Here is a 24,707-nt window from a genome sequence, read left to right as displayed (position 1 = left end):
AGGCGCGGCCTGCATCCCGCACAACAACAATAAGGGGATCACACCATGCGTATCGAAGTGCTTGTCGACGTCAAGACCACCCTGGGCGAAGGCCCGGTGTGGGACGTCGAGCAACAACGCTTGTATTGGATCGACAGCGCCGACGGCCGCATCCTGCGCTGCACCGACGACGGCCGCGAACTGCGCGCCTGGGAGGTGGGCCAGAAAATCGGCTCCATGGCCCTGCGCCAGGACGGTGAGTCGGCCATTGTCGCCCTGCAAAACGGCGTGCACACACTCGACCTCAAGAGCGGTGAACTCAACCTGGTCGCTGATCCGGAACCGCATCTGCCGGACAACCGCCTCAACGACGGCAAGGTCGACCGCCAGGGCCGCTTTATCTTCGGCTCCATGGACACCCAGGAAGACAACGCCAGCGCCAAGCTTTACCGCCTGGACGCCGACCTGAGCCTGCACACCCTGGACGAAGGCATCATCGTGTCCAACGGCCCGTGCTGGAGCCCGTCGGGTGACACCTTCTACTTCTGCGACACCTGGTCCGGCGAGATCTGGGCCTACGACTACGACCTCGCCACCGGCAACGTGAGCAACCGCCGCACCTTCGCCAAGGTCGATACCCGCGGCGGGGGCGCCGCCGATGGTTGCACCGTGGATGCCGAAGGCTGCCTATGGCAGGCGTTGGTCTATGCCGGGAAGCTGGTGCGCTATACCCCAGAAGGTGTTGTCGACCGCATCATCCAGATGCCGGTGAAAAAGGTCACCAGCCTGACTTTTGGCGGGCCGAACCTGGACACCCTGTTTGTGACCTCCATGGCCAAGCCGCCGTTGCCGCGTTTTCCGGCAGACGGCCAGCAGCGCGGAGCGCTGTTCGCCATTACCGGGCTGGGCGTGCAAGGAATAGCCGAGCGACGGTTCGCCAGCTAGCGCGTGTGTGTGACAAGGCATATTCCTTCGCAACCTTGTGTCAGTGCGCGCCCTCGCGCGCCTGGAGAGGCCCATGGCAACTATAAAAAAAGCGTCGCTGCGCAGCATTCACCGGCATTCCTGGGTATCGCTGCTGGTCTGCTGGATGATCTGGATCCTTAACGCCTACGACCGTGAGATCGTGTTGCGCCTGGGGCCGACCATCTCCAAGCATTTCGATTTATCCGCCGACCAGTGGGGTACCGTGGCCACGGTGGTCATGCTGGCCCTGGCGCTGCTGGATATCCCCGGTTCGATGTGGAGCGACCGATACGGTGGCGGCTGGAAACGTGCGCGCTTTCAGGTGCCGTTGGTGCTGGGCTACACCGCCATTTCGTTTTTGTCCGGCTTCAAGGCCTTGAGCGGCAACCTCGCCACCTTCATTGCCCTGCGCGTCGGCGTCAACCTCGGCGCCGGCTGGGGCGAACCGGTAGGGGTGAGCAATACCGCCGAATGGTGGCCGGTGGAGCGTCGCGGGTTTGCCTTGGGTGCGCACCACACCGGTTATCCGATCGGCGCGATGCTCAGCGGGATTGTTGCGAGTTTCGTCATCACCGTGTTCGGTGAGGAGAACTGGCGCTATGTGTTCTTCTTCGCCTTCGTGGTGGCGTTGCCGCTGATGATCTTCTGGGCGCGTTATTCCACCGCTGAACGCATCACCGCGTTGTACGTCGACATCGCCGCCAAAGGCATGACCCCACCGGACAACGCCCCGGCCAGTTCGGTAAAGGGTGAAGCCTGGCGGACCTTCGTCGCCACCTTGCGCAACCGCAATATCGCCCTTACGGCCGGTAATACGATGCTTACCCAAGTCGTGTACATGGGCGTCAACATCGTGCTGCCGGCCTACCTGTACAACATCGCCGGGCTGTCCCTGGCCGAGTCGGCGGGGATGAGTGTGGTGTTCACCCTCACCGGCATTCTCGGGCAACTGGTGTGGCCGTCGCTGTCGGACATCATCGGCCGACGCACCACCCTGATCATCTGCGGGCTATGGATGGCGGCGAGTGTGGGCGCGTTCTATTTCGCCAACACCCTGACATTGATCGTGGTCGTGCAACTGCTGTTCGGCCTGGTGGCCAATGCGGTGTGGCCGATCTACTACGCAGTGGCCTGTGACTCCGCCGAACCGTCGGCAACGTCGACCGCCAACGGCATCATCACCACCGCAATGTTCATCGGGGGCGGCCTGGCGCCCGTGCTGATGGGCAGCCTGATCGCCATGGGCGGCGGCTGGACCACGCTGCACGGCTACACCGTGTGTTTCTTTGTGATGGCCGGCTGCGCCCTGGGCGGCGCGCTGCTGCAACTGTTTTCCCATCGCCCCCAGGCCTTGGTTGTGCAACTCGACTCCTAGAACAACATCGATGCGTCCCCCAGCCCGGCTGGCGGGGCGCCAAGAGGAATTGCCGATGACTACCACCCCCTCCGCCCGTACACCGCAGGCGTTGAACAAACTGATGTTCGTCAAGCTGATGCCCTTGCTGATCATTGCCTACATCCTCAGCTTTCTGGACCGCACCAACATCGCCCTGGCCAAGCATCACCTGGACGTCGACCTGGGCATTTCCGCCGCAGCGTATGGCTTGGGCGCGGGGCTGTTTTTCCTGACCTATGCGCTGTCGGAAATCCCCAGCAACCTGATCATGCACAAGGTGGGCGCACGGTTCTGGATCGCGCGGATCATGGTGACCTGGGGCCTGATTTCAGCGGCCATGGCCTTTGTACAAGGCGAGACCTCGTTCTACGTGCTGCGCCTGTTGCTGGGCATTGCAGAGGCCGGCTTGTTTCCGGGTGTCATGCTCTACCTGACCTACTGGTTCAACCGTGAACAACGGGCGCGCGCCACCGGTTATTTCCTGCTCGGCGTGTGCTTCGCCAACATCATCGGCGGCCCGGTGGGCGCGGCCTTGATGCGCATGGACGGGATGCTTGGCTGGCACGGCTGGCAGTGGATGTTCATGCTGGAAGGCTTGCCGGCGGTGGCGTTTGCCTGGGTGGTCTGGCGCAAACTGCCGGACCGCCCGAGCAAGGCGCCGTGGCTGTCGGCCGAGGAAGCACGCGGGATCGAACAGCGCATCGCCCAGGAAACCGAGGAGGGCGCGGGCGAGGGCGGTCACTCGTTGAAAAACTGGCTGACCCCGCAAATCCTGCTGGCGATCTTTGTGTACTTCTGTCACCAGATCACTATCTATACCGTGATCTTTTTCCTGCCGAGCATTATCAGCAAATACGGCGAACTGAGCACCATGAGCGTCGGCCTGCTGACCTCGTTGCCGTGGATCGCGGCGGCACTCGGTGCCTTGCTGATTCCGCGTTTTGCCACCACGCCCGGACGTTGCCGGCGGTTGTTGGTCACGGGGTTATTGACCATGGCGTTGGGCCTGGGCATTGCGTCGGTGTCGGGGCCGGTGTTCAGCCTGCTCGGGTTTTGCCTGTCGGCGGTGATGTTCTTCGTGGTGCAGTCGATCATTTTTCTGTACCCGGCTTCACGCCTCAAAGGCGTTGCGCTGGCGGGCGGGCTGGGTTTCGTCAACGCGTGCGGACTGCTCGGTGGGTTTGTCGGGCCCTCGGTGATGGGGGTGATCGAGCAAAGCACCGGCAACGCGATGAATGGCTTGAAAGTGATTGCGCTGGTGTTGGTGGTCGCAGCGCTGGCGGCATTGCGTTTGCGCATGGGGCATGAGCCTGAGCGTGGCGCACAGGCCAGCGAAGCGTCCTACACGTAGACGCCGGCTACGGGGCTTTCTACACTGCGGCTTGTCTTGGGAAATGGGCAGGCGCCGATGAATCGCAATGAATTACGCAAGGCCGACATCAACCTGATGGTGGTGTTCGAAGCGCTGATGCTGGAGCGCAACGTGACGCGTGTGGCGGAGAAGCTGTTTCTCGGCCAGCCGACCATCAGTTCGGCCCTCAATCGTTTGCGCACGTTGTTCAACGACCCGCTGTTCATTCGCGTCGGCCACCGCATGGAGCCCACGGCGCGGGCCGAGGAAATCATCCAGCATCTGTCGCCGGCGCTGGATTCGTTGTCCTCGGCCCTGAGCCTGACCCACGACTTCGACCCGTCCATCAGCACCATGACCTTTCGCATCGGCCTGTCCGATGACGTCGAGTTCGGCCTGTTACCGCCGCTGCTGCGCTCGCTGCGCCAGGAAGCGCCGCAAGTCGTGTTCGTGGTGCAACATGTGGACTACTGGCGCATTCCCGACCTGCTGGCCTCCGGTGATATCACCGTGGGCATCACCCAGACCCGTGGCCTTCCGGCGAACGCCAAGCGCAAGCTGCTGCGCCATATCCGCCCGCGCATCTTGCGTGCCGATGCCTCGGAAACACCGCTGACCCTCGATGAATATTGCTCACGCCCCCATGTGCTGGTGTCCCACACCGCCAACGTGGCGGGGTTCGCCGATGAGTGGCTGGCGGAAATCGGCCGCAAGCGTCAGGTGGTGTTGTCGGTGCCGCAATACAGCGCATTGCCGGCTTTGCTCGCCGGTACCGACCTGATCGCCAGCTTGCCGGACTACACCGCCGAGGCCATGGCCGTGTCGGGCCACCTGTTCTGTGAGCCGTTCCCGTTCGAGACGCCGACCCTGGATTTGTCCATGGTCTGGCTCAGCCATGTGGACACCGACCCTGCCGAGCGTTGGGTACGCTCGCGACTGGAAGCGTTCATGAGTGATCGAGGTTTGGCGACCAAGGCCTGACTCCGTGGTATATCTAGGTATCTTCCTACAAAAAACTCGGAGCCCTCCATGCCACACCTGCACCTGGAATACACCGCCAACCTGACCGGCCTTGCCGTCGAGAAAACCCTGTTGCGGCTCAACAATGTGCTGATGGGGTCCGGCCAGTTCGGTTCCGAGTTCGATATCAAAAGCCGTGCAGTCAAGGTCGAGACGTTCCAAGTGGGCACGTCCCTCGACCCACGCGGTTTTATCGCGGTGAAGCTATCGCTGCTCAGCGGGCGGTCGCCGCAGGTCAAGCAGCAGCTGTCGCAAAGCCTGCTGGCGGCACTGCAGGATCTGGGCGATTGGCCGGAAGGTGTGCAGGTTCAACTGAGTGTCCAGTTGGTAGACATGGATCGCGATTCCTACAGTAAAGTCGCCATCGGCTGACCCACCGCACGCTTCAAAGTAAACCCTGATCCGCGCAGACTTTGACCACCTGTTCCCTGAACCAGGTATTGGCACTGTCCTGTTCACTGGTTTCGTTCCACTGCATTTCCAGCGTGAACCCCGGCAAGCCGTTCGGCGCTTCGCAATGGCCGAACACTGTGGCCGGTGCCAACAGTTTTTGCACGCGACGGGGCAGTGTGACGATGAAGTCGGTGCCCGTGATCATTTTCAGCGCCGCGCTGTAGCTGTTGGCGCGGGCGATCACTTGGCGCTTGTGGGCCTGACGCGCGAGCCAGCCGTCGATCATGTTGGTATCGGAGGTCCACGGCGTGGGAAACACGTGGCGTCGTTCAACGAAGGAATGCAGGCTGAAGGCCGGCTCCCGCGGTGCCGAGCGTTTGTCGAATACGCACACCAGGTCGTCTTCCAGCAGCATCTGGGTGCGGAAGTCTTTGTGGGCACGGTGGAAGTTGGGGCCGAAGCAGATCACCAGGTCGAGGCGACCTTCACGCAAGGCGTCGGCGGGGATGTCGGTTTCCAGCTTCTGCACATTGACGATCACCGGCAGGTCGGCGTGATCGAAGTTCTTCAGCAGGCGCGGCAGGATCAATTGCTCGAAATATTCCGGTGCGCACACGTTAAAGGTCACGGCCTTCTGCGTCGGATCGAAGGCCTGGCCACCGGCGTGGCACAGGTTGATGCTTTCGAGGATTTTCTGCACATGGCCGTACATGGTGGTGGCCTTGTACGTCGGCCGCATGCCGGCCCGCGTGTTGATAAACAGCTCGTCTTCAAAACTGGTGCGCAGCTTCTTCAGGCTGTAGCTCACGGTGGACTGGCTGACAAACAGCGTTTCAGACACCTCGGTAACGCTGCTCTGGTCATAGACGGCGATAAACACCATCAAGTCCTGCATATCGAGCTTTCTGAGCAAGTTACTGTTTAGCATCGGTTTCGTCCGTAAACCCGTTGTACCGAACTCAGTACAAGACAGCATAAAAGCTTAACGGAACGAGCGTGCCAATAGAATGCTCTGTAGGACGTTTCTATGTTTGGGGTGAGACAAATATTGTTTGCAACACGACCTCAACGGATATGTCGCGCGTAATGCCTTGGGTTGAAACGCGTGACGATCAACAGCATCAGCACGATCACCGCCGTCAGCGACCACCAGGCCCATTCGAAGCTGCCCAGTTGGTCACGAATGATCCCGGCGATCAGTGGCGACACCCCGGCAATCAAGTAGCCGATGCCCTGCACAAACGCGGTGAGGCCACCGGCGCGGCGCGGGTTGTCCAGGTGGTCGAGGGACAGGATCAGGCTCATCGGGAACAAGCCGCCGATGCCCAGGCCGAGCAGGCAAGGCCACAGCAGGCTCAGGTGTTGCGGGCTCAGAATCAGGCCGCAGAAACCGAGGATGATCAGCACCAGCAGCACCGCCACCACGCCGCGTTTATCCTGGCGACGGTTGGCGATGGCGGGGGTGACCAGACCGGACACGACTTCCATGGCCGTCAGGAAACCCAGCAGCAAGCCGGCGTTCTGCTCGCTCCACCCTTGCTCCACGTAGTAGGGCGCCAGCCAGGCGAGTACGCAGGTGTAGGACGCGGTGCCGAGGCCGAAAAACACCGCCAGCAACCACGCGCGCCCGTTACCGAAAAATGACGCCTGAGGCCCGACGCCGGTTTGGGGCAGTGGCGGCAACGCTGAGCGCTGGGCGTACCAAAACACCAAGGCCAACAGTGCCAGCACGGCCCAAATCGCCAGGCCGATGCGCCAGCTGCCGGTCTGCACCTGCACGAACGGTGCAAACGATGCCGCCAGCGCCGCGCCCCCCATGATAGCGGTGACGTAAAGGCCCATGAACAGCGAGACGTTGTCACTGAACCGCGACTTGATCAGCGCCGGCATCAGCGCCTGGATCATCGCGATCCCCACGCCGGCGGCGACGGCGCTGACAATCAACTCCAGCGCCGAATCCAGGAACAGCCGCGACAACGTCGCCACGCCAATTACCACCAGCGACACCCCGATGCTGCGGTGCTCGCCGAAGCGCTTGGCCAGGCCCATGCCAAAGAACATTGCCAAGCCCATGGCCATCACCGGCAACATGGTGAGTAGGGCTGCGCTGCTGAAACTTAATGGCACGTCGCCGCGAATCGAGGACAACAGGGGGCCGACAGCGGCCATCGACGGGCGTAGGTTAAGGGCGACCAGTACGACGCTGATCATCAGCCAGGCGGCGGTAATGGGTTTTGTTTGAACGGTTTCCATGGGACGGCCTTGAAAGAACAAGGGGGAATCAGGCCATGGGTGGGAGGAGGGGGCAAATGAGAAAGTCGCAGAGGCTATTGAAAAATTGCAGGTGACGGATTCACCGCTGATCAAAAAGCGGGCTTGCTCGCGAAAGCGGTGATTCAGCCAATGCATTCATCGACTGACGCACCGCTTCGCGAACAAGCCCGCTCCCACAGGGGATCTTCGGTGTTAGTTGGATCTGATCACGTGCTTGATCTCTTGAAACGCTGCCAGGCCCCAGGGCCCCAACTCGCGACCAATGCTGCTCTGCTTGTAGCCGCCCCACGCGGTGTGCGGGAAGATGACTTGCGGTGCATTGATCCACACCAGCCCGGCCTGCAAGGCATTCGCCACACGCTCGGCGGTTTCCGTGCTGGCGCTGACCACACTCGCCACCAGGCCGAAATCGCTGTCATTGGCCAGGGCGATGGCCTCGGCTTCGCAGGTAAAACGTCGTACGCAGAGCACCGGGCCAAAGATCTCTTCGTTCCACAACGCGCTGTCCAGCGGTACGTCGGTGAACACGGTCGGGCGAATGAAAAAACCTTTCGGCAGATCCACCGGGCGGTCGCCGCCGCACAGCAGGCGTGCGCCAGCTTCAACGCCGCGCTGGATATGCCCCCGCACACGCTGATAGTGCACGCGATTGATCAGCGCGCCCATTTCCACGTCATCGGCAAAGGGGTCAGCCACGCGAATGCCTTCGGCCCGCGCCTGCAGACGTCGAAGGAACTCATCCGCCAGGCTGTCGGCTACCAACACACGACTGGTGGCCGAACACATCTGCCCTGCGTTGAAGAAGCCACCGCCGCAGGCCAGCTCCACCGCCAGGTCGAGGTCGGCATCGGCCAACACCAGCAGGGAGGATTTGCCGCCCAGTTCCAGGCTCACACCCTTGATGGTTTCGGCGGCGCGCTGCATCACCTGCACGCCGACGGCGTTGCTGCCCGTGAAGGAAATCTTCGCCACGCGGCGATCCGCCGCCAGCGGCGCGCCGACGTCCAGGCCCGTGCCGCACACCAGGTTGAATACCCCGGTCGGCAAGCCGGCCTCGGCAATGATCCGCGCCAGTTGCAACTCCGCCAACGGCGTGACTTCCGAAGGCTTGAGCACCACGCAGCAGCCGGCCGCCAGCGCCGGGGCGAGTTTCCAGGCAGTGGTCACCATCGGGAAATTCCACGGCACGATCAGCCCCACCACGCCGCATGGCTCACGGCGCAGGCGGGCGCTGAAGTCAGTGCTGGGCAGCTCCACCGGGCGATCCTGGCTGGCATCCATCGCCTCGGCCACGCTGGCGTAGTAGTCGAAGGTGGCGATCACATCGTCCACATCAATCGCGGCTTCAAACAGCGGTTTGCCGTTATTGCTCGACTGCAGGTGCATCAGGTGTTCGCGCTGCTCGCCCACGCCTTGGGCGATCGTGCGTAACAGCGCGGCGCGATCGCGGCCGGTGCTTTTCGACCAGGCGCTGAAGGCGGCGCTGGCGGCCTCGACCGCCTCAGACACCGCGTTCGCGTCGCCAATACTGACATGGGCCAGGACGGCCTCAGTCGCGGGGTTGATCACCTCAAGCGAGGCATGCCCGGCACGCCATGCCCCATTGATATACACACCGTTCAATACCGCGTTCATACCGTCACCGCCTTCATCCACAGCCCCTGGTTGATTTCAATCAACGTCGGCCCTTGGCGATCAGCTGCGGCGCGTAATGCCACGCGTAGCGACTCAACACCTTGAATGCTTTCGGCGGCGCAACCCAGTGCCTTGGCCGCACCGATAAAGTCCGGCGTGTAGATGTCCACGCCGACCGGCTCGATGGCGCGGTTGACCATGTATTTCTTGATCTCTTCATAGCCGTGGTTATTCCACAGCAACACGATCACCGGCGTGCGCGCCTCCACGGCACTGGCCAGTTCCGGCAGGGTGAATTGCAGGCCGCCGTCGCCGATCAGGCACACCACTGGCTGCCCATCGCCACGCCCCAGCCAGGCGCCGATGGCGGCGGGCAGGGCGTAGCCCAAGGTGCCGTAGCCGGTGGACGCGTTGAACCAGCGGCGCGGGTGATCGAGGTTCAGGGTCAGGTTGCCGCTGTACACCGGCTGGGTGGAGTCGCCGACCAGTACGGCATTGGGCAGCGTTTCCAGGACGGTGTTGAGGAACAGGGTTTGCGCGCGGGTGGCGGTGTCCCAGGTGGGTGTCAGTTCAGCCCACAAGTGGGCGACACGTTGAGCGCCCCACGCGCTGTTACGCGCTGGCAAGGGTTCGCTGCCCAACTCGGTCAACAGCGCTTGCGCGGCGATTTGCGCATCGGCCACCAGTGCTACTTGCGGCGGGTAGTTGCGCACGGTCTGGTCGGGGTCGATGTCGACGCGCAACAGGGCGCCGGGGATCTCGAAACCACCGGCGAAGGTCACGTCGTAGTCGGTTTCCGCCAGCTCGGTACCGATGGCCAATACCACGTCCGCTTCGGCCACCAACGCGCGGGTGGCCACCAGGGTCTGGGTCGAGCCGATCAGCAGCGGATGGCTGGAGGGCAGCAGGCCTTTGGCGTTGATGGTCAGGGCCACCGGCGCGCCGAGTACCTCGGCCAGTCGGGTCAGTTCCGGGGCGGCGTCGATGGCGCCACCACCGGCCAGGATCAAGGGTTTCTTGGCCGCCGCGAGCAGCTGGCTCATGTGCTTGACCGCTGAAGGCGCCGCACCGGCTCGGGCCACGCTGACCAGTTCACTGCCCAGCAGTGCGTCGGCATTTTCTACCAGCACATCCAGCGGGATTTCGATGTGCACCGGGCGCGGCCGTCCGGCCTGGAACAACGCAAACGCCCGCGCCAACACGCCCGGCAATTGCGCCGCTGACATCAAGGTATGGGAGAACGCCGCCACGCCGGCCATCATCGCGCTCTGGTTCGGCAACTCATGCAGCTTGCCGCGTCCGCCACCCAATTGGCTGCGCGACTGCACGCTGGAAATCACCAGCATCGGGATCGAGTCGGCATAGGCCTGGCCCATGGCGGTGGTGATATTGGTCATGCCGGGGCCGGTGATGATGAAGCACACGCCGGGTTTGCCGCGGGTGCGTGCATAACCGTCGGCCATGAAGCCGGCGCCCTGTTCGTGGCGCGGGGTGACGTGACGGATGCTGGAGCGGGCCAGGCCGCGATACAGCTCCACGGTGTGCACGCCGGGGATGCCAAACACCTGGTCCACGCCGTAGCCTTCCAGGAGCTTGACCAATACTTCGCCGCAGGTCGCCATACATGTCGCTCTTATTGTTGAGGTAAGGCGTTATTGGACCGGCTGGGCCGTAGCGGCAACAATCGATAAAAAGTCATACTAGCCATGTCCTCACGTCATGGCTCCATTCCTATGAAACGCCTCCCGCCGCTGCCCGCGCTGCACACCTTCTGGGTCACGGCCCAGTGCTGCAACTTCACCCGCGCCGCCGAGCAGTTGCACATCACCCAAGGCGCGGTGAGCCGGCAGATCGCGGGGCTGGAAAGCCATCTGGGCTACGCACTGTTCCAACGCCAGGCGCGGGGCTTGAGGCTGACCGAAGAGGGGCGCGAGTGGTCACTGCGCGCACAGCAGGTGTTTGGCCTGCTCGGCGAGGCGGTGGAGCAGATCGGCAGTCGCCGCCAGACCCTGCAACTCAAGGCTTCCACGTGTGTGATGCGCTGGCTACTGCCACGCCTTATGCAATGGCAGAAGGAACGCCCGGACGTGCCGGTGGAACTCACCACGACCGTGGCCTACACGGTGGACTTTCGCCGCGAACAATTCGATGCGGCGGTGATCTATGCGCCCATCGCCGAGCAATCGGCCGAGGCGCGGCATCTGTTCGATGAACAACTCACACCGGTGTGCGCACCGGCACTGCTCAATGGCGTGTGCACACCGGCAGATTTGCAGCAACAGGTCTTGCTGCACCCCACGCGGGATGAACGCGACTGGGCGTTGTGGCTGAAGGCGGCGAATACACGGCTGGGCAATCTGAGCCAGGGGCATCATTTTGAAACGCTGGACCTGGCGATGACGGTGGCGTCCCAGGGTTCCGGTGTGGCGATTGGCGACAGTGCGTTGATTGGCGAGGATGTGAAGGCGGGGCGGTTGGTGATGCCGTTTGAACTGCGGGTGCCGACGGGGATGGGGTATTACCTGGTGTATCCGCCGGGGACGAAGCCTTCCGCCGGGCTTGAAGCCCTGATGGATTGGTTGGTCAGCCAAGCGCAACTCTCGCAACACTGAAGATCAAACGGTGGGAGCAGGCAAACCAGCTCCCACCGTTTTAAACCGCGTTGGGTCAGTAGCCCACGGTGAAACGCTGGCGGGAGTGCTTTGGCGATTCCACTTCGTCGATCAAGGCGATGGCATAGTCGGCAAAGCTGATCCAGCTGCGGCCTTCACTGCTCACCAACAGTTCATCCTGGCCCAGACGGAAGGTGCCGGTGCGTTCGGTCTCAACGAACTCCGCCGACGGCGACAGGAAGGTCCAATCCAGTTCCTTCTCCTGACGCAGCGCATCGAGAAACGCAGCCCCCGCACTGGCTTCGGCTTTGTACTCAGCCGGGAAACCTTCGCTGTCGATCACCCGACCGCCACCCGGCAGCAGCAGTGAACCGGCACCGCCCACCACCAGCAGGCGTTTCACCCCGGCTTTCTTCACCGGCCCGATCACGGCGCTGGCGGGCAGGGTGGCGAAGTGCGCTGCACTGATCACCACATCGCTGCCGCTCACGGCCTGCTGCAGGGCGTGTGCATCCAGCGCATCCACTTGCTTGGCGATCACGCCAGGGCGCTCCGCCAGCGTGTCGGTGTGACGTGCGATCGCCACAACGCTATGCCCGCGGCGCAAGGCTTCTTCCAGCAGTTGGCTACCGGCACGGCCGGTGGCACCAATGATTGCAATCTTGCTCATGACGTTCTCCAGTACGTTAGGGTTTAAACACCCTTCACCACTTCATTTCGCCCTTGGCGACTTTGGCGCTCAGTTCCAGCGAGCTTTCGTCGGCGAGGGTGGGGTAACGCTTTTTCATGGCCGCGATCAGGGCGGCAGAATCCTTGGCCTTGGCGGTCTCGGTGTCGAAGGCTTTGATGTAGTCGGCGGTAAAGGCCACGGAAGCGAGTGTCGGCGTGCCCAGGTAATGGCCTGGCACCACCGTGCGCGGCTTCAGCTGTTCGATGCGTTGCAGGGTGGCGAGCCAATCTTTGTGGGACTGCGCGCTCTGGGTGTCGGCCATCCACAGGTGAATGTTTTCGGCGACAACCACACCACCGACCACGGCCTTGATCGACGGGATCCAGACAAAGCTGCGGTCTGGCTGCGGGCCCTCCAGGCCGATCACCTCAAGCTGTTGGCCTTCCAGGCTCAGGCTGGAGCCTTCGAGTGCCTGCGGCACGATGGTTTTGGCGGGCTTGTCGGCGCCCATTTTCGGGCCCCAGAACTCAAGCTTGCCGGCCACGGTGGCCTTGATGTGGTCGACCACCGGTTGCGGGGCCAGCACCTTGGCGTCAGGGAAGGCAGCGGTGAGCGTGTCGAGGCCGAAGTAGTAGTCCGGGTCGCCATGGCTGATGTAGATAGTGGTCAGGTGTTTGCCGCTGGCGCGGATCTTCTGCACCAGTTGCTCGGCCTGACCTTTGCCGAATTGGGCGTCCACCAGGATCGCGTCTTTGGCACCGCTGACCAGCACCGAGCTGACCGGGAAGATCGCGGCTTCGCCTGGGTTGTACACGTCCAGACTCAGGTCGGCCGCTGCCGCATGGGCGGCGAAGGCCAGGGCGGCGGTGGCCAGGGTCAAGCGCTTGAAGGTTGAGAACATCGGGCAGCTCCAGCATCGTTAAAGGATGCACAGAGCTTAGTTGCACAAAACCAGACTAAAAATGCGATGCTGGGACATAGTTTGTTTCTGAAATCGGGCAGATCATGGATCGTCTTCAAGCAATGCGTGTGTTTGTCACCGTGGTGGACTTGGGCAGCCAGTCCGCTGCAGCCGATCATCTGGACCTGTCACGGCCGGTAGTGTCGCGTTACCTGGCCGAGTTGGAAGACTGGGTCGGTGCACGTTTGCTGCACCGCACCACGCGCAAGCTCAGCCTTACGGCGGCCGGCAGTGAAACCCTGCCACGCTGTCGGCAATTGCTGGAACTGTGCGGCGATATGCAGGCCGCCGTCAGCGAACCCGACGACGCCCCCCGTGGCCTGCTGCGTCTGAGTGTGAGTACGTCTTTCGGCCAGGCGCAATTGGCTGAGGCCATTGCCGAGTACGTCAAGCGCTACCCGCTGGTGACAGTCGACCTGCAGATGCTCGATCGTACGGTGAACCTGGTGGATGAGCGCATCGACCTGGCCATCCGTACCAGCAATGACCTGGATCCCAACTTGATTGCCCGGCGCCTGACGGTGTGCCGCTCAGTGGTGTGTGCTTCGCCGGCCTACCTGCTTTCGCATCCGGCCCCGCAGAAAGTCGAAGACCTGGCCGCGCACAATTGCCTCACCCATTCCTATTTCGGCAAAAGCCTGTGGCATTTCGAAGAGCGGGGCGAGCATGTCTCGGTGCCGATCAACGGCAATATCACCTCCAACGAGGCCAGCACGCTGTTGCGTGTGACGTTGGCCGGGGCTGGGGTATCGATGTTGCCCACTTACCAGGCGGGCGATTACATCCGTCGTGGCGAACTGGTGCGCTTGTTGCCCGAGGCCGAGCCGCGGCAGATGAACATCTACGCGGTGTACGCCTCGCGCAAGCACATGCCCTCGGCGTTGCGCAGCCTGTTGGATTTCCTGGTGCTGCGGTTCCCGGAGGAACCGGCGTGGGATGTGGCTCTTTAGCTCGACATAACCCTGTTGAATGTCGCCCGATAATGGCAACTCGGCGGGGTTGACCTATGCTTTAGACAGCACCCTGTAGATCCGCAGAGGTCTGTGCCATGAGCATTAAAACCAGGAAGTACCTGATGATTTTCACCCTGTGCGCCCTTGCCAGCGCACTCTACGGAGCCGCCGCCTACCGCGTGGAGCAGACCCGTATGCAGCCGACCTTTGCGATCAGCTGCCATCAGGATCAATGCGTTCCGCGTACCGGCAGTTTCAGTGCCTTGCGCTAGCAGTGAGGCTATGTAGAGTTTCCACAGATATCGGTTTCCAACCTTAGCTGTGTGGCGCTTCGGCCTTCAGCTGTTCGCGAAACGCCTTGGGCGAGAACCCGACCCGTCGGCGAAACAGCCGAGAGAAGTTGGTCGGATCGGAAAAGCCCAGCACCTCTGACATTTCATTGATGGTCATGCTGGTGTAAGTCAGCAGGCGCTTGGCTTCCAGCAATTGGCGGTCATGCATGATCTGCAGCGCAGGTTGCCCACCCAACTCCCGGCACGTCCCGTTCAAGTGTGAGACCGAGATCCCCAGTTTGTGGGCCAGGTCTTCGATCTTCGGGTGTTCGCGGTAATGCTGCTCGACCAACTGGGTAAAACGCCGGAAGTATTCACGCCCCCTCGGCGCCCGCGGGTGACGACGCTGGATGGCCTGGCGGCTGATCCACACCAGCAACACGCTGACCAACGCGTGCATCATCATGTCCCGTGCCGGTTGTTCATCGGCGTATTCGTCCTGCAAGCGGGCGAACAGGCTATTGAGGTAATCACTGTCTTTGCCTGCCGGGTAGCTGCCGAGTGTCTGCAAACCATCAACTGTTGTGCCCAGCTGTGCTTGCAGGTGGCTGACCAACGGCGCCGACAGTGTCACTACGTAGCCTTCAACGTCTTCGGGAAAGCGGAAGCCGTGTACACACAGTGGCGGCAATACCTGCAAGGTCGCCTCATTCAGCGTGGTGCGCTGACCTTCGATTTCCAACTGTGCCTGGCCTTTGTGCACGTACAGCAATTGGCAAAGATCCGCGTGCCGGTGGGGTTGGATTTCCCACTGGTATTCCCGACTGCGCCGGGAAATGGTTTCGCAGTGCAACAAATCGGGGGTGGGCCATTGCTGGTGTTCCCCGTAAAGCTTGAAGACCGGAATTGCGGTTTTGGTCATGGTTTCAACCCGATACTCGGCAGAGTGGTGCGGTAATCGCCCCGATTGGCAAAAAGCGCAGGCTTTGGCTCAGTTTTCACCTTCTTATGCCGCTCACTCAAGTGAAAAATGTCAGCAACAAGACCAATGACAACTCTTTCACCCGATCCGTTCGGGTGGAAATTGCGGGCCATAAAAATAATGAAAACGCTGAAAACCCAAGTCGCTATTATCGGCGCCGGTCCTTCCGGATTGCTGCTCGGTCAACTGCTCCATGAAGCGGGGATCGAAACCCTTATCCTAGAGCGCCAGAGCGCCGATTACGTGCAAGGCCGCATCCGTGCCGGGGTGCTGGAACAAGGCATGGTCGACCTGCTGCGGCAGGCAGGCGTCAGCCGGCGCATGGACAGCGAAGGCCTGGTGCATGACGGTTTTGAGTTGGCACTGAACGGCCAGCTGACGCACATCGACCTCAAGGGCTTGACCGGCGGCCAGTCGGTGATGATCTACGGCCAGACCGAAGTCACCCGCGACCTGATGGCCGCCCGTACCGCCGCAGGCGCCACCACCCTGTATGAAGCGCGCAACGTGCTGCCCCATGGCCTCAAAAGTGATCGACCCTGGCTGACCTTCGAACATCAGGGCGAAGCCTTTCGCCTGGAGTGTGACTACATTGCCGGTTGCGACGGTTACCACGGCGTCGCGCGCCAGTCGATCCCGGCTGAATCGCTCAAGGTCTTCGAACGGGTCTATCCCTTCGGTTGGCTGGGCATCCTCGCCGACACACCACCGGTACACGCTGAATTGGTGTACGCCAAGCACTCGCGCGGTTTTGCGCTGTGCAGCATGCGTTCGCCGACGCGCAGTCGCTATTACCTGCAAGTGCCGGTGGAGGAACCGATTGATGAATGGTCCGACGCACGCTTCTGGGACGAACTGAAAACCCGCCTGCCCAGCCATCTCGCCGAACAGTTGGTGACGGGCCCGTCGATCGAAAAAAGCATCGCGCCGCTGCGCAGTTTTGTTGTGGAGCCGATGCAGTACGGACGCCTGTTCCTGCTCGGCGACGCGGCGCATATCGTGCCGCCCACCGGGGCCAAGGGTTTGAACCTGGCGGCCAGTGATGTGAGTACGCTGTACCGGATTCTGCTCAAGGTCTACGGCGAAGGGCGCGTGGATCTGCTGGAGCGTTATTCCGCCATCTGCCTGCGGCGGGTGTGGAAGGCCGAACGGTTTTCCTGGTGGATGACCTCGATGTTGCATCAGTTTCCCGAGGCCGACGGTTTCACCCAGCGCATCGCCGAGAGTGAGCTTGAGTACTTCATCCACTCCGAGGCAGGTCGCAAAACCATCGCAGAAAATTACGTCGGACTTCCTTACGAAGCTATCGAATAGCCTGCTATCGTATCGAGCATTCCCGTGGGCCGCCTTTTCCCGCGGGCCCTGCTCGAAGGTCTTGCCGTGACGCACCTCAATCAGCCTGCTCCGCCACTGCCCGCTGTGCGCAGCATCCTCGCCTCACTGATGATGGCGATCTTCCTGGGGGCTTTGGACCAGACCATTGTCGCCGTGTCCATGCCTGCTATTTCCGCGCAGTTCCACGACGTCAACCTGCTGGCCTGGGTCATCTCGGGCTACATGGTGGCGATGACCGTGGCGGTGCCGATCTACGGCAAGCTCGGCGACCTGTACGGGCGGCGGCCGATGATGCTGATCGGCATGGGCCTGTTCACCCTGGCCTCGCTGTTCTGTGGCATGGCGCAAAGCATGGAGCAACTGGTGCTGGCGCGGATCCTCCAGGGCATCGGCGCCGGCGGCATGATCTCGGTGAGCCAGGCGATCATCGGCGACATCATCGCGCCCCGTGAGCGTGGCCGCTACCAGGGCTATTTCAGCAGCATGTACGCGGTCGCCAGCGTGGCCGGGCCGGTGCTCGGCGGCTACATGACCGAGTACCTGTCGTGGCGCTGGGTGTTCCTGATCAACCTGCCCTTGGGCGCCGGCGCCTGGTACGTGGCCCATCGCACGCTGGTGGGGCTGCCGGTGCCGCAGCGCAAGCCGATCATCGATTACCTCGGCACTGTTCTGATGATCATCGGCTTGACCGCCTTACTGTTGGGTATCACCGAAATCGGTCAGGGTCATCATTGGCGTGACGACGAAGTGCTGGGGCTGTTGATGATTGCTCTGGTGGCGTTGACGGTGTTTGTCTGGCACGAGCGCCGGGCGCGGGAGCCGTTGTTGCCGATGCATTTGTTCGCCAACCGCAGTGCGGTGTTGTGCTGGTGTACGATCTTTTTCACCAGCTTCCAGGCGATTTCCCTGACGGTGTTGATGCCGCTGCGTTATCAGACGGTGACCGGCTCCGGCGCTGACAGCGCGGCCCTGCACTTGCTGCCATTGGCCATGGGCCTGCCAATGGGTGCCTATTTTGCCGGGCGCATGACCTCGGTGACCGGGCGCTATAAACCGATGATCCTCAGCGGTGCATTGCTGAGCCCGTTTGCGATCCTCGGCATGGCCCTGAGCGCGCCCCAGGCGGTGGGGCTGACGGCCGTGTTCATGCTGCTGTGTGGGATCGCGGCCGGCATGCAGTTTCCGACTTCGCTGGTCGGCACGCAAAACTCGGTGGAACAGCGCGACATCGGCGTGGCCACCAGCACCACCAACTTGTTCCGTTCCCTGGGCGGAGCAGTCGGGGTGGCGTGCATGTCGGCACTGTTGCTGGCGCTGTTGCAGGATTCCAGTTTTGCTCACCTGGCCAGCGGCGCGCGGGTGGCCGAGGGCAGTTCCGGCAACGTGCTGCTCGACGGCCTCAATGCCGCCCCTGGCCCGGCGCAGGATGCCTTGCGCGGGGAGTTGGCGGTGACGTTCCGGCATTTGTTGATGGTGAGTGCGGCGGTATCCCTGTTGGGGTTGGCGGCGGCGATTGCGATGCCGAATCGGGTGCTGCGTGGCCGTGACGACAAGGCAAAATAACGGACACCCTGAAGATTCAAAGGCGGGCGCTGGTTTGCCTGCGATGGTGGTGGGGCAGTTAGTACCTCTGTAACTGATGAACCGCCATCGCAGGCAAGCCAGCTCCCACAATGGATAGCATTGCTAATCCTTATTACGGACTGTAATACCCGACCGCCACCATGAAATGCCCGGCCTTGCGCATATACGCATGCTTGTTCTCGACCTTGTCGGTGACCGGATTTTTCCAGCGGTATGTGTATTCGCCCTGGTGCTGCTCGGCCATCAACTTGAGGATCGGCTCACCCACCGGCTTGCCGTCCGGGTCCTTGATCTTGCTGAAGTCGGTGTTGACCAGGCGCAGGTTGGTGCCATGGGCCACATAGCGCTGGGTATCGAGGTCCACCACGAACACATAGAGGTCATCCTGCAGGAAACCGCCCTGCAGTGAGTTGATCGCCTTGAGCGTGCCGGTTTCATCCTTGAGCAAGGCCGTCGCGGCCTTGTCGCGCAGGGCCCGGGCCTGTTCCGGCGTGGCCCTTGGCAGGTAATAACCTACCGCGAGGATGCGTTCGCCCACGCGCTGATAGAACACATGCTTGTGTTCAACCTTGCCATCGTTCCAATTCTGCCAGCGATAGTCGGCCTGCTGGATGCCCTGATCTTCCGACACCTTGAGCGCATCCTTGAAGGATTGGCGCAAATCCGGCCCCAGCACTTCGGACACATCACGGCCGATCAAGGCGGAGGAGGGGCCACCGCTGGCCAGCAGCACGCCTTGGGTGTCGACCACGAACACATAGCGGTCGTGGTCGATGAATTCGCCCTGTCGGCTGAAGGCGGCAAACGCTTTGTCGCCATTGCTGTGGTAGTAGGCCAAGGCTTTTTCCAGCAGCGCCTTGGCCGCCTTGGCGTCTTCATCCTGAGTCGTTGTGGCGTGCACCTGGCTGAAACACAACAGCAGCAGCCAGGTGAGTCGGAACAATACCTTCATTACCCGTCCCTCGTTCTTGTTGATGTGACAAGAGCGTAGACGGTCGCGGGCGACTCAGAAGGGTTTGGTCGGCAGGTACTTGCCGTCCAGGGTGATTACCGCGCGGGAGCCGCCGTCCGGGTCCTCGACCTTCTTGATGTCCAGCTTGAAGTTGATTGCACTGATGATGCCGTCGCCAAATTGCTCATGCACCAGTGCCTTGAGGGTGGAGCCGTAGACCTGGAGCATTTCGTAGAAGCGGTACATCGTCGGGTCCGTTGGCACGCCGCCGGGAAAGCTGCCGCGCAGGGGCACGCTTTGCAGCAGTCGGCTGGCATCCTGGTCCAGGCCGAGCTTGTCGCAGACCACGTTTGCAGCCTCCTTGGGCAGCGGGTGCTGGCCGAGCAGGGCGGCGGTGACGAACGCCAAGCTCAGCCCGGTGCCGTCGGTGAGGTCCTGCCAGGACAGGTTCTTGCGTGCCTTCAGGTCGATAACGGTATCGGCCAGGGCCAGGCGTGGGGTTTGCGAGAAGTTGGATTGCAACATGGTGAGGTCCTCTGGGTTGGAAAAGGGGGATCAGGCAGCGTGAGTGGGCTGGCCGAGCAGCGAAACGAAGTGCCCGCTGCGGCTGTCCAGGGCGTCGATGGCGCCGGTTTCGATGTCGTACACCCAGCCGTGCAACCTCAGCCGGCCTTGTTCCAGGCCCAGGGCGACGCAAGGGTGGGTTTTGAGATTGGCCAATTGGGCGATCACGTTTTCACGCACCAGTGAATCCAGGCGGGCGGCGTCCGATGCGTGCTGGCGGGCGGCGTTGATCACCTTGGCCGACTCGGCATGGCGCAGCCAATTGGCCACGGCGGGCAGGTGGTCCAGGCATTTGCAGGTGGAGATGGCAGTCATCGCGCCGCAGTCGGAATGGCCGCAGATCACAATGTCACTGACCCCCAGTACCGCCACCGCGTATTCGACGGTGGCCGATACGCCGCCTGGCTCCGGGCCGTAGGACGGCACGATATTGCCCGCATTGCGGATCACGAACAGGTCGCCCGGTTCCTGCTGGGTCAGCAGCTCGGGGACGACGCGGCTGTCAGAGCAGGACACAAACAGCGTGCCGGGGGTTTGGGTGGTGGCCAGGTGCTTGAACAAGTCGCTGCGTTGGCCAAAGGCTTCGGCCTGGAATTTACGGAAGCCGTCGATGAGATGTTGCATGGGAGGTTCTCCTTGCGTCGCTGATGGGGGCAAGGATGGAAGTTTTAAGTTATAGCGTCCAAGACCGGTTTATGATGCTTGCTATTGGTCATGCCTATAGTTGGGGGCTTCGATGCTGCTGCGCCATATCCGTTACCTGCTGGCGGTGGCCGAACACCGCAACTTCACCCGCGCCGCCGAGGCGCTGCATGTGTCACAGCCGACCTTGTCGCAGCAGATCAAGCAGTTGGAAGACACCCTGGGTGCACCGCTGCTGGACCGCTCCGGGCGCAGTGTCCGCCTGACCGATGCCGGCGAGGCCTATGTCCGTTTTGCGCGACTGGCCTTGCAGGACCTGCAGGCCGGCACCCGTGCCATGCATGACGTGCAGGACTTGAGCCGGGGCAACCTGCGCCTGGCGATGACGCCGACGTTTACCGCCTACCTGGTCGGGCCGTTGCTGGCCCAGTTCAACCAGCGGCATCCGGGGATTACGGTCAGCATCGAGGAGTTGACCCAGGACCGCATGGAAACCGCCCTGGCGGAAGACGCGCTGGATATCGGCATTGGTTTTACCGGCGAGCATCTGCCGGACATCGAGTGCGAAGGGCTGTTTGTGGAAACGCTGAGTGGGGTGGTCGGCGCAAACCATCCGGGGTTGGACAGCCGGCAGTGGCTGACGCAACCACTGGTGTTGTTGAACCAGGGCTTTGCGACCCGGCGCTACATCGATGACTACTGTCGTACCCAAGGGATAAACCCTGTGATTGCAATGGAGGCCAACTCCATCAGCGCGATCATCGAAATCGTGCGCAGCACGGCGCTGGCGACCCTCCTGCCCAGCGCAATCGCCCAGGCCCAGCCAGGGTTAAACGCGGTGGCAATCAGCCCGGCGTTGCCCCAACGCACCGTGGCACTGCTGAGCCGCAAGGGCGCCTATCGCAGTGCCGCGTGCCGTGCGTTTGTGGCATTGATCAAGGCGTGGCCAGCCACTGGCTGACGATAGCGTCATAGGCTCCCGTGGCCTGGCTCAGGTGCAGCCATTGGTCGACGTAGTTTTTCCAGGCCACATCATCACGCGGCAACAAGAAGGCTTTTTCGCTGTACTGCATCTGCCGCTCGGGGTTGACCGCACACAGCCCTGGCTTGAGCTTTTGCTGGTAACGCGCCTCGCTGGCGTCGGTGATCATCACATCGGCCTTGCCCGCCAGCAGTTCGTCGAAGATGGTCACGTTGTCATGCAGGCGGATCTGCGCCTGGCCCAAGTGGGCGCGGGCGAACACTTCATTGGTGCCGCCGGCCGGTTCGATCACGCGTACCTGGGGCTGGTTGATCTGGTCGACGGTCTGGTAACGCTGCACGTCGGCACAGCGGACCAACGGGATCTTGCCGTCGACGCCCAGGGATTGGCTGAAGAAGGCTTTTTTCTGGCGCTCCAGCGACACCGAAATCCCGCCCACGGCAATGTCACAGCGCTGGGCCAGAAAGTCCGGCATCAGGGTTTTCCAGGTGGTGGGCACCCATTGGATTTTTGCGTTGAGGCTCTTGGCCAGGGACTCGGCCATGGTGATGTCGATGCCTTCATAGCTGCCATCGGCGCGCAGCGAGGTGTAGGGCTTGTAGTCGCCGGTGGTACACACGGTCAGCGTGCCGCGCTGCAACACCTGGTCAAGGTGCGAAGGCGTGGTGTCCGCCAGGGCGCTGGTTGCCAAACTTGCCAGTACACAGAGGGCGAAAGGCGCTTTCATGCGGTCGAGTCCTTGGGGCTTGGGCGGGGGGCTCATTATTTCCAGCGTTGGGCGACGTGGCAAGGTGTGGCGAATGTTTAGCCAAGTTGCAACCAAACTCCGTCAACCCTGAATTTAATCACCTGTGCAGGCGTGTGACGCTGGCGGTTATCTCTAGCACTGTGATTCCCGCATGGACGGCTCCTCCGACACACACACCGCGACACTGCCGTCCGATCTCGCGTTCTGGGCCTTGTTCCACTGCCGACACGCACGCCCACCAGATACCGCGTTCCTACGTTGATCCATCCCCTCGATGGCGCGCACCTGCGCGCCTGCCGGACCCCTACGTATGAGAATGCCCATGAGTGTTTTTGCCTGCCTGCACGAAGCCCAATCCTTCCTTGAACAAAACCCGGACATCGAGATGTTCGAGCTGTTTATCCTCGACAACAATGGCGTGCCACGCGGCAAGTTGCTGCACCGCGATGAGTTGCTGGCGGTATACGAAAGTGGCCGGCCTTTGCCCAGCACCATCCTTGGCCTGACCATCAATGGCGACGACGTGGAAAACTCCGGTCTGGTGTGGGAGGTGGGCGATATCGACTGCCGCGCCTACCCGATCAGCGGCAGTTTGCAGCGCATGCCGTGGCGCCTGATTCCGACGGCGGCCGTGCAAGTCAGCATGCACCTGACTGAAGGCCTGCCCGCCACCGTCGCCGATCCCCGGCATTTGCTGGCCAAGGTGATCGACGCGCTCAAGGCCGACGGTTATTACCCGGTGATGGCGGCGGAGCTGGAGTTCTATCTGCTCGACCAGAAGCCCGACAGCAACGGCCGCCCGCAACCGGCGCGGGATGTGGACGGCGGCCGCCCACGTTCGACCCAGGTTTACGGCCTGCGCGAATTGGAGCAGATCGAACCCTTCCTCGCCGACCTCTACAGCGCCTGCAAACTGCAGGGCATCCCGGCGCGCACGGCGATTTCCGAGTACGCGCCGGGCCAGGTGGAAATTACCCTTGAGCACCGCTCCGACGCGCTGCAAGCCATGGACGAAGCTGTGCGCTACAAGCGCCTGGTCAAAGGCGTGGCGCATCAACACGGGATGACCGCCTGCTTCATGGCCAAGCCGTTCGACGGCCTGGCCGGCACCGGCATGCACATGCACGTGAGCCTGGCGGATGCCCAGGGCAATAACCTGTTCGCCAGCGAAGCCACCGATGGCACGCCGCTGTTGCGCCAGGCGGTGGGCGGCATGCTCAGCACCTTGCTCGATTCACTGCTGATGTTTTGCCCCAACGCCAACTCCTACCGCCGCTTCCAGACCAACAGCTATGCGCCGCTGGCCGCCACCTGGGGCGTCGACAACCGCACCGTCAGCCTGCGCGTGCCGGGCGGGCCGGCGAACTCCCGGCATATCGAACACCGTATCTGCGGCGCCGACGCCAACCCCTATCTGGCTGCTGCTGCGATTCTGGCCGGTATCCATCGCGGCATCCGCGAACAGCGCGACCCCGGCGCTCCAGTAGAAGGCAACGGCTACGCCCAGGCCACAGCGTTGCTGCCTACCGACTGGCTCACCACGTTACGCGCCCTGGAAGGTTCGAGCTGGGCGCGAGAAGCATTTGGCACTGAATTCCTGGACGTGTACCTGGCGGTCAAGCGCGCTGAATACCGCCAGTTCATGGGCGAGGTGGGAGCGCAGGACTGGCGTTGGTATCTGCATCAGGCGTGATCGGGCTGCGGTGGTGAATGCTTCGACCTTTTTTTGACATCGCAGTGGTTAAGCTGCGAATCAAGGTCGTTCACTACCGTTTCAGCCACATGAGCCTGCGATGTCGCCACAACCACCATCCTCCATCGAGATTGAATACGCCGAACGCTGTGACCGCGAGCACGCCAGGGTCTGCGGCGATACACGCCCGCCAAGGCTGCGGCAGCGACTGGCATCGTGGCGCGACGAGTGGCTGGTGCGCCACGCGCTGAAAGTCGCCGGTGAGCCTGGGTTGGTGCTGGACCTGGCCTGTGGCTCGGGACGCTTCTGGCCGGTGCTGGCCGAACACATCAACCGGGTGATCCTGGCGTCCGACAACTCCCAGAGCATGCTCGACCACGCCCGCACCCACCACCCGGCGTCCCTACTCAAGCGGGTCAAGACCTTCCACGGCTCGGCGTTTACCATCGGGTTGTCGGCAAATGCGGTGGATTGCATTTTCTGCCTGGAATTGTTTCGCCATGTGCCCAGCAGCGAAGGGCGATTGGCCCTGCTGCGCGAGTTCCACCGGGTCAGCCGTGACACGGTGATTGTCTCGGTCAATTCCCGTACCGCCGTAGAGGACGAGTTCCGCCAGGCGGGTTTCAAGGTCCTGCATCACCAGGAATTCATGCCGGGCTCAAGCCTGTGGCGGGTTTACGTGTTGCGTAAGAGAGGATAACTCCCGCCTGTCGGACTATTCTTCATCTCTTGTCTGAGTTTTC

The 24,707-nt window shown here is 62.1% G+C and carries 24 protein-coding genes; 13 read left to right on the top strand and 11 right to left on the bottom strand.

Annotated elements, in window-relative coordinates:
• The first annotated feature begins 45 nt into the window (after positions 1-45).
• From AB4O08_RS05225 to AB4O08_RS05205, 5 genes are all read left to right on the top strand, one after another.
• Complete coding sequence (locus AB4O08_RS05225; protein ID WP_431480119.1) at positions 46-924, top strand: SMP-30/gluconolactonase/LRE family protein; 879 nt, start codon at positions 46-48, stop codon at positions 922-924.
• A 73-nt stretch (positions 925-997) separates the two neighbouring features.
• Complete coding sequence (locus AB4O08_RS05220) at positions 998-2,320, top strand: MFS transporter (RefSeq protein ID WP_021491022.1); 1,323 nt, start codon at positions 998-1,000, stop codon at positions 2,318-2,320.
• Positions 2,321-2,375: 55 nt separating this feature from the next.
• Positions 2,376-3,692 carry an MFS transporter gene (locus AB4O08_RS05215; RefSeq protein ID WP_010212170.1) on the top strand — a complete coding sequence of 439 codons (1,317 nt, stop codon included), beginning with the start codon at positions 2,376-2,378 and terminating at the stop codon, positions 3,690-3,692.
• A 57-nt stretch (positions 3,693-3,749) separates the two neighbouring features.
• Complete coding sequence (locus AB4O08_RS05210; protein ID WP_010212169.1) at positions 3,750-4,673, top strand: LysR substrate-binding domain-containing protein; 924 nt, start codon at positions 3,750-3,752, stop codon at positions 4,671-4,673.
• Positions 4,674-4,721: 48 nt separating this feature from the next.
• Positions 4,722-5,084, top strand: a complete 363-nt coding sequence (locus AB4O08_RS05205; RefSeq protein WP_010212167.1) for a 5-carboxymethyl-2-hydroxymuconate Delta-isomerase — start codon at positions 4,722-4,724, stop codon at positions 5,082-5,084.
• 13 nt (positions 5,085-5,097) lie between these two features.
• On the opposite strand, the gene AB4O08_RS05200 is transcribed toward AB4O08_RS05205, so the two are convergent.
• The 4 genes from AB4O08_RS05200 to AB4O08_RS05185 all read right to left on the bottom strand — a co-directional run bounded on the left by AB4O08_RS05200 (position 5,098) and on the right by AB4O08_RS05185 (position 10,636).
• The gene (locus AB4O08_RS05200; RefSeq protein WP_021491021.1) at positions 5,098-6,033 is read right to left on the bottom strand and encodes a LysR family transcriptional regulator; all 936 of its coding nucleotides are present in this window, start codon (positions 6,031-6,033) and stop codon (positions 5,098-5,100) included.
• 137 nt (positions 6,034-6,170) lie between these two features.
• Positions 6,171-7,358 (bottom strand): cyanate transporter, encoded by a 1,188-nt coding sequence (locus tag AB4O08_RS05195; protein WP_460114737.1) that lies wholly within the window; start codon positions 7,356-7,358, stop codon positions 6,171-6,173.
• 213 nt (positions 7,359-7,571) lie between these two features.
• The gene (locus AB4O08_RS05190; RefSeq protein WP_045791205.1) at positions 7,572-9,014 is read right to left on the bottom strand and encodes an aldehyde dehydrogenase family protein; all 1,443 of its coding nucleotides are present in this window, start codon (positions 9,012-9,014) and stop codon (positions 7,572-7,574) included.
• Positions 9,011-10,636 carry a 5-guanidino-2-oxopentanoate decarboxylase gene (locus AB4O08_RS05185; protein WP_460114736.1) on the bottom strand — a complete coding sequence of 542 codons (1,626 nt, stop codon included), beginning with the start codon at positions 10,634-10,636 and terminating at the stop codon, positions 9,011-9,013. Before AB4O08_RS05185 ends, AB4O08_RS05190 begins: the two co-directional genes overlap by 4 nt.
• A gap of 111 nt (positions 10,637-10,747) precedes the next feature.
• Here AB4O08_RS05185 and AB4O08_RS05180 point away from each other — a divergent pair, with 111 nt between their 5' ends.
• The gene (locus AB4O08_RS05180; RefSeq protein WP_010212161.1) at positions 10,748-11,626 is read left to right on the top strand and encodes a LysR substrate-binding domain-containing protein; all 879 of its coding nucleotides are present in this window, start codon (positions 10,748-10,750) and stop codon (positions 11,624-11,626) included.
• Between the two features lie 55 nt (positions 11,627-11,681).
• Here AB4O08_RS05180 and AB4O08_RS05175 read toward each other — a convergent pair whose 3' ends face one another.
• Both AB4O08_RS05175 and AB4O08_RS05170 read right to left on the bottom strand, forming a co-directional pair.
• Positions 11,682-12,296, bottom strand: coding sequence for an NAD(P)-dependent oxidoreductase (locus AB4O08_RS05175; protein ID WP_010212160.1), 615 nt, complete (start codon positions 12,294-12,296; stop codon positions 11,682-11,684).
• A 34-nt stretch (positions 12,297-12,330) separates the two neighbouring features.
• On the bottom strand, positions 12,331-13,197 hold the full coding sequence (locus AB4O08_RS05170) for an MBL fold metallo-hydrolase (RefSeq protein WP_010212157.1): 867 nt from the start codon (positions 13,195-13,197) through the stop codon (positions 12,331-12,333).
• A 104-nt stretch (positions 13,198-13,301) separates the two neighbouring features.
• Here AB4O08_RS05170 and AB4O08_RS05165 point away from each other — a divergent pair, with 104 nt between their 5' ends.
• Together AB4O08_RS05165 and AB4O08_RS05160 are read left to right on the top strand one after the other, a co-directional pair.
• Positions 13,302-14,207 (top strand): LysR family transcriptional regulator, encoded by a 906-nt coding sequence (locus tag AB4O08_RS05165; RefSeq protein WP_042570722.1) that lies wholly within the window; start codon positions 13,302-13,304, stop codon positions 14,205-14,207.
• Positions 14,208-14,305: 98 nt separating this feature from the next.
• A complete protein-coding gene (locus tag AB4O08_RS05160) occupies positions 14,306-14,482 on the top strand; it encodes a hypothetical protein (protein ID WP_197079250.1) in 177 nt (58 codons plus the stop codon).
• Between the two features lie 43 nt (positions 14,483-14,525).
• Here the strand turns inward: AB4O08_RS05160 and AB4O08_RS05155 are convergent, their stop codons facing one another.
• Positions 14,526-15,404 carry a helix-turn-helix domain-containing protein gene (locus AB4O08_RS05155; protein WP_010212151.1) on the bottom strand — a complete coding sequence of 293 codons (879 nt, stop codon included), beginning with the start codon at positions 15,402-15,404 and terminating at the stop codon, positions 14,526-14,528.
• A 189-nt stretch (positions 15,405-15,593) separates the two neighbouring features.
• Here AB4O08_RS05155 and pobA point away from each other — a divergent pair, with 189 nt between their 5' ends.
• Positions 15,594-16,778, top strand: a complete 1,185-nt coding sequence (gene pobA, locus AB4O08_RS05150) for a 4-hydroxybenzoate 3-monooxygenase (RefSeq protein WP_460114860.1) — start codon at positions 15,594-15,596, stop codon at positions 16,776-16,778.
• Between the two features lie 66 nt (positions 16,779-16,844).
• Entirely contained in the window at positions 16,845-18,362 is a 1,518-nt protein-coding gene (locus AB4O08_RS05145; protein WP_044288111.1) for an MDR family MFS transporter, read from the top strand.
• A gap of 133 nt (positions 18,363-18,495) precedes the next feature.
• On the opposite strand, the gene AB4O08_RS05140 is transcribed toward AB4O08_RS05145, so the two are convergent.
• Genes AB4O08_RS05140 through AB4O08_RS05130 form a run of 3 tightly spaced genes read right to left on the bottom strand, consistent with a single transcriptional unit; the run spans position 18,496 to position 20,523 of the window.
• Positions 18,496-19,335, bottom strand: a complete 840-nt coding sequence (locus AB4O08_RS05140; protein ID WP_010212147.1) for a cache domain-containing protein — start codon at positions 19,333-19,335, stop codon at positions 18,496-18,498.
• Between the two features lie 54 nt (positions 19,336-19,389).
• On the bottom strand, positions 19,390-19,860 hold the full coding sequence (gene cynS, locus AB4O08_RS05135; RefSeq protein WP_187516994.1) for a cyanase: 471 nt from the start codon (positions 19,858-19,860) through the stop codon (positions 19,390-19,392).
• A 30-nt stretch (positions 19,861-19,890) separates the two neighbouring features.
• Positions 19,891-20,523, bottom strand: coding sequence for a carbonic anhydrase (locus AB4O08_RS05130; RefSeq protein ID WP_010212144.1), 633 nt, complete (start codon positions 20,521-20,523; stop codon positions 19,891-19,893).
• Between the two features lie 112 nt (positions 20,524-20,635).
• On the opposite strand from AB4O08_RS05130, the gene cynR reads away from it, so the two are divergent.
• The gene (gene cynR / locus AB4O08_RS05125) at positions 20,636-21,502 is read left to right on the top strand and encodes a transcriptional regulator CynR (RefSeq protein ID WP_044286824.1); all 867 of its coding nucleotides are present in this window, start codon (positions 20,636-20,638) and stop codon (positions 21,500-21,502) included.
• Here cynR and AB4O08_RS05120 read toward each other — a convergent pair.
• Positions 21,477-22,250 (bottom strand): transporter substrate-binding domain-containing protein, encoded by a 774-nt coding sequence (locus tag AB4O08_RS05120; protein ID WP_010212140.1) that lies wholly within the window; start codon positions 22,248-22,250, stop codon positions 21,477-21,479. The two genes, cynR and AB4O08_RS05120, sit on opposite strands and share 26 nt — an antisense overlap.
• Positions 22,251-22,593: 343 nt before the next feature.
• Here AB4O08_RS05120 and AB4O08_RS05115 point away from each other — a divergent pair, with 343 nt between their 5' ends.
• On the top strand, positions 22,594-23,964 hold the full coding sequence (locus AB4O08_RS05115) for a glutamine synthetase family protein (RefSeq protein WP_460114735.1): 1,371 nt from the start codon (positions 22,594-22,596) through the stop codon (positions 23,962-23,964).
• A 100-nt stretch (positions 23,965-24,064) separates the two neighbouring features.
• Entirely contained in the window at positions 24,065-24,664 is a 600-nt protein-coding gene (locus AB4O08_RS05110) for a class I SAM-dependent methyltransferase (protein WP_010212136.1), read from the top strand.
• Positions 24,665-24,707 lie beyond the last annotated feature (43 nt).

It is taken from the genome of Pseudomonas sp. H3_E07, assembly GCF_054668895.1.
This window is presented reverse-complemented; position numbering and strand designations above follow the sequence as displayed.

Bases quoted from the DNA above. Each gene is read 5' to 3' on its own strand.
- AB4O08_RS05120 (WP_010212140.1), bottom strand. From the start codon at position 22,250: ATGAAAGCGCCTTTCGCCCTCTGTGTACTGGCAAGTTTGGCAACCAGC.
- cynR (WP_044286824.1), top strand. From the start codon at position 20,636: ATGCTGCTGCGCCATATCCGTTACCTGCTGGCGGTGGCCGAACACCGC.
- AB4O08_RS05210 (WP_010212169.1), top strand. From the start codon at position 3,750: ATGAATCGCAATGAATTACGCAAGGCCGACATCAACCTGATGGTGGTG.
- AB4O08_RS05220 (WP_021491022.1), top strand. From the start codon at position 998: ATGGCAACTATAAAAAAAGCGTCGCTGCGCAGCATTCACCGGCATTCC.
- AB4O08_RS05200 (WP_021491021.1), bottom strand. From the start codon at position 6,033: ATGCTAAACAGTAACTTGCTCAGAAAGCTCGATATGCAGGACTTGATG.
- AB4O08_RS05180 (WP_010212161.1), top strand. From the start codon at position 10,748: ATGAAACGCCTCCCGCCGCTGCCCGCGCTGCACACCTTCTGGGTCACG.
- AB4O08_RS05110 (WP_010212136.1), top strand. From the start codon at position 24,065: ATGTCGCCACAACCACCATCCTCCATCGAGATTGAATACGCCGAACGC.
- AB4O08_RS05155 (WP_010212151.1), bottom strand. From the start codon at position 15,404: ATGACCAAAACCGCAATTCCGGTCTTCAAGCTTTACGGGGAACACCAG.
- AB4O08_RS05225 (WP_431480119.1), top strand. From the start codon at position 46: ATGCGTATCGAAGTGCTTGTCGACGTCAAGACCACCCTGGGCGAAGGC.
- AB4O08_RS05215 (WP_010212170.1), top strand. From the start codon at position 2,376: ATGACTACCACCCCCTCCGCCCGTACACCGCAGGCGTTGAACAAACTG.
- AB4O08_RS05165 (WP_042570722.1), top strand. From the start codon at position 13,302: ATGGATCGTCTTCAAGCAATGCGTGTGTTTGTCACCGTGGTGGACTTG.
- AB4O08_RS05140 (WP_010212147.1), bottom strand. From the start codon at position 19,335: ATGAAGGTATTGTTCCGACTCACCTGGCTGCTGCTGTTGTGTTTCAGC.
- AB4O08_RS05160 (WP_197079250.1), top strand. From the start codon at position 14,306: ATGAGCATTAAAACCAGGAAGTACCTGATGATTTTCACCCTGTGCGCC.
- AB4O08_RS05185 (WP_460114736.1), bottom strand. From the start codon at position 10,636: ATGGCGACCTGCGGCGAAGTATTGGTCAAGCTCCTGGAAGGCTACGGC.
- AB4O08_RS05170 (WP_010212157.1), bottom strand. From the start codon at position 13,197: ATGTTCTCAACCTTCAAGCGCTTGACCCTGGCCACCGCCGCCCTGGCC.
- AB4O08_RS05190 (WP_045791205.1), bottom strand. From the start codon at position 9,014: ATGAACGCGGTATTGAACGGTGTGTATATCAATGGGGCATGGCGTGCC.
- cynS (WP_187516994.1), bottom strand. From the start codon at position 19,860: ATGTTGCAATCCAACTTCTCGCAAACCCCACGCCTGGCCCTGGCCGAT.
- AB4O08_RS05175 (WP_010212160.1), bottom strand. From the start codon at position 12,296: ATGAGCAAGATTGCAATCATTGGTGCCACCGGCCGTGCCGGTAGCCAA.
- AB4O08_RS05195 (WP_460114737.1), bottom strand. From the start codon at position 7,358: ATGGAAACCGTTCAAACAAAACCCATTACCGCCGCCTGGCTGATGATC.
- AB4O08_RS05130 (WP_010212144.1), bottom strand. From the start codon at position 20,523: ATGCAACATCTCATCGACGGCTTCCGTAAATTCCAGGCCGAAGCCTTT.
- AB4O08_RS05115 (WP_460114735.1), top strand. From the start codon at position 22,594: ATGAGTGTTTTTGCCTGCCTGCACGAAGCCCAATCCTTCCTTGAACAA.
- AB4O08_RS05205 (WP_010212167.1), top strand. From the start codon at position 4,722: ATGCCACACCTGCACCTGGAATACACCGCCAACCTGACCGGCCTTGCC.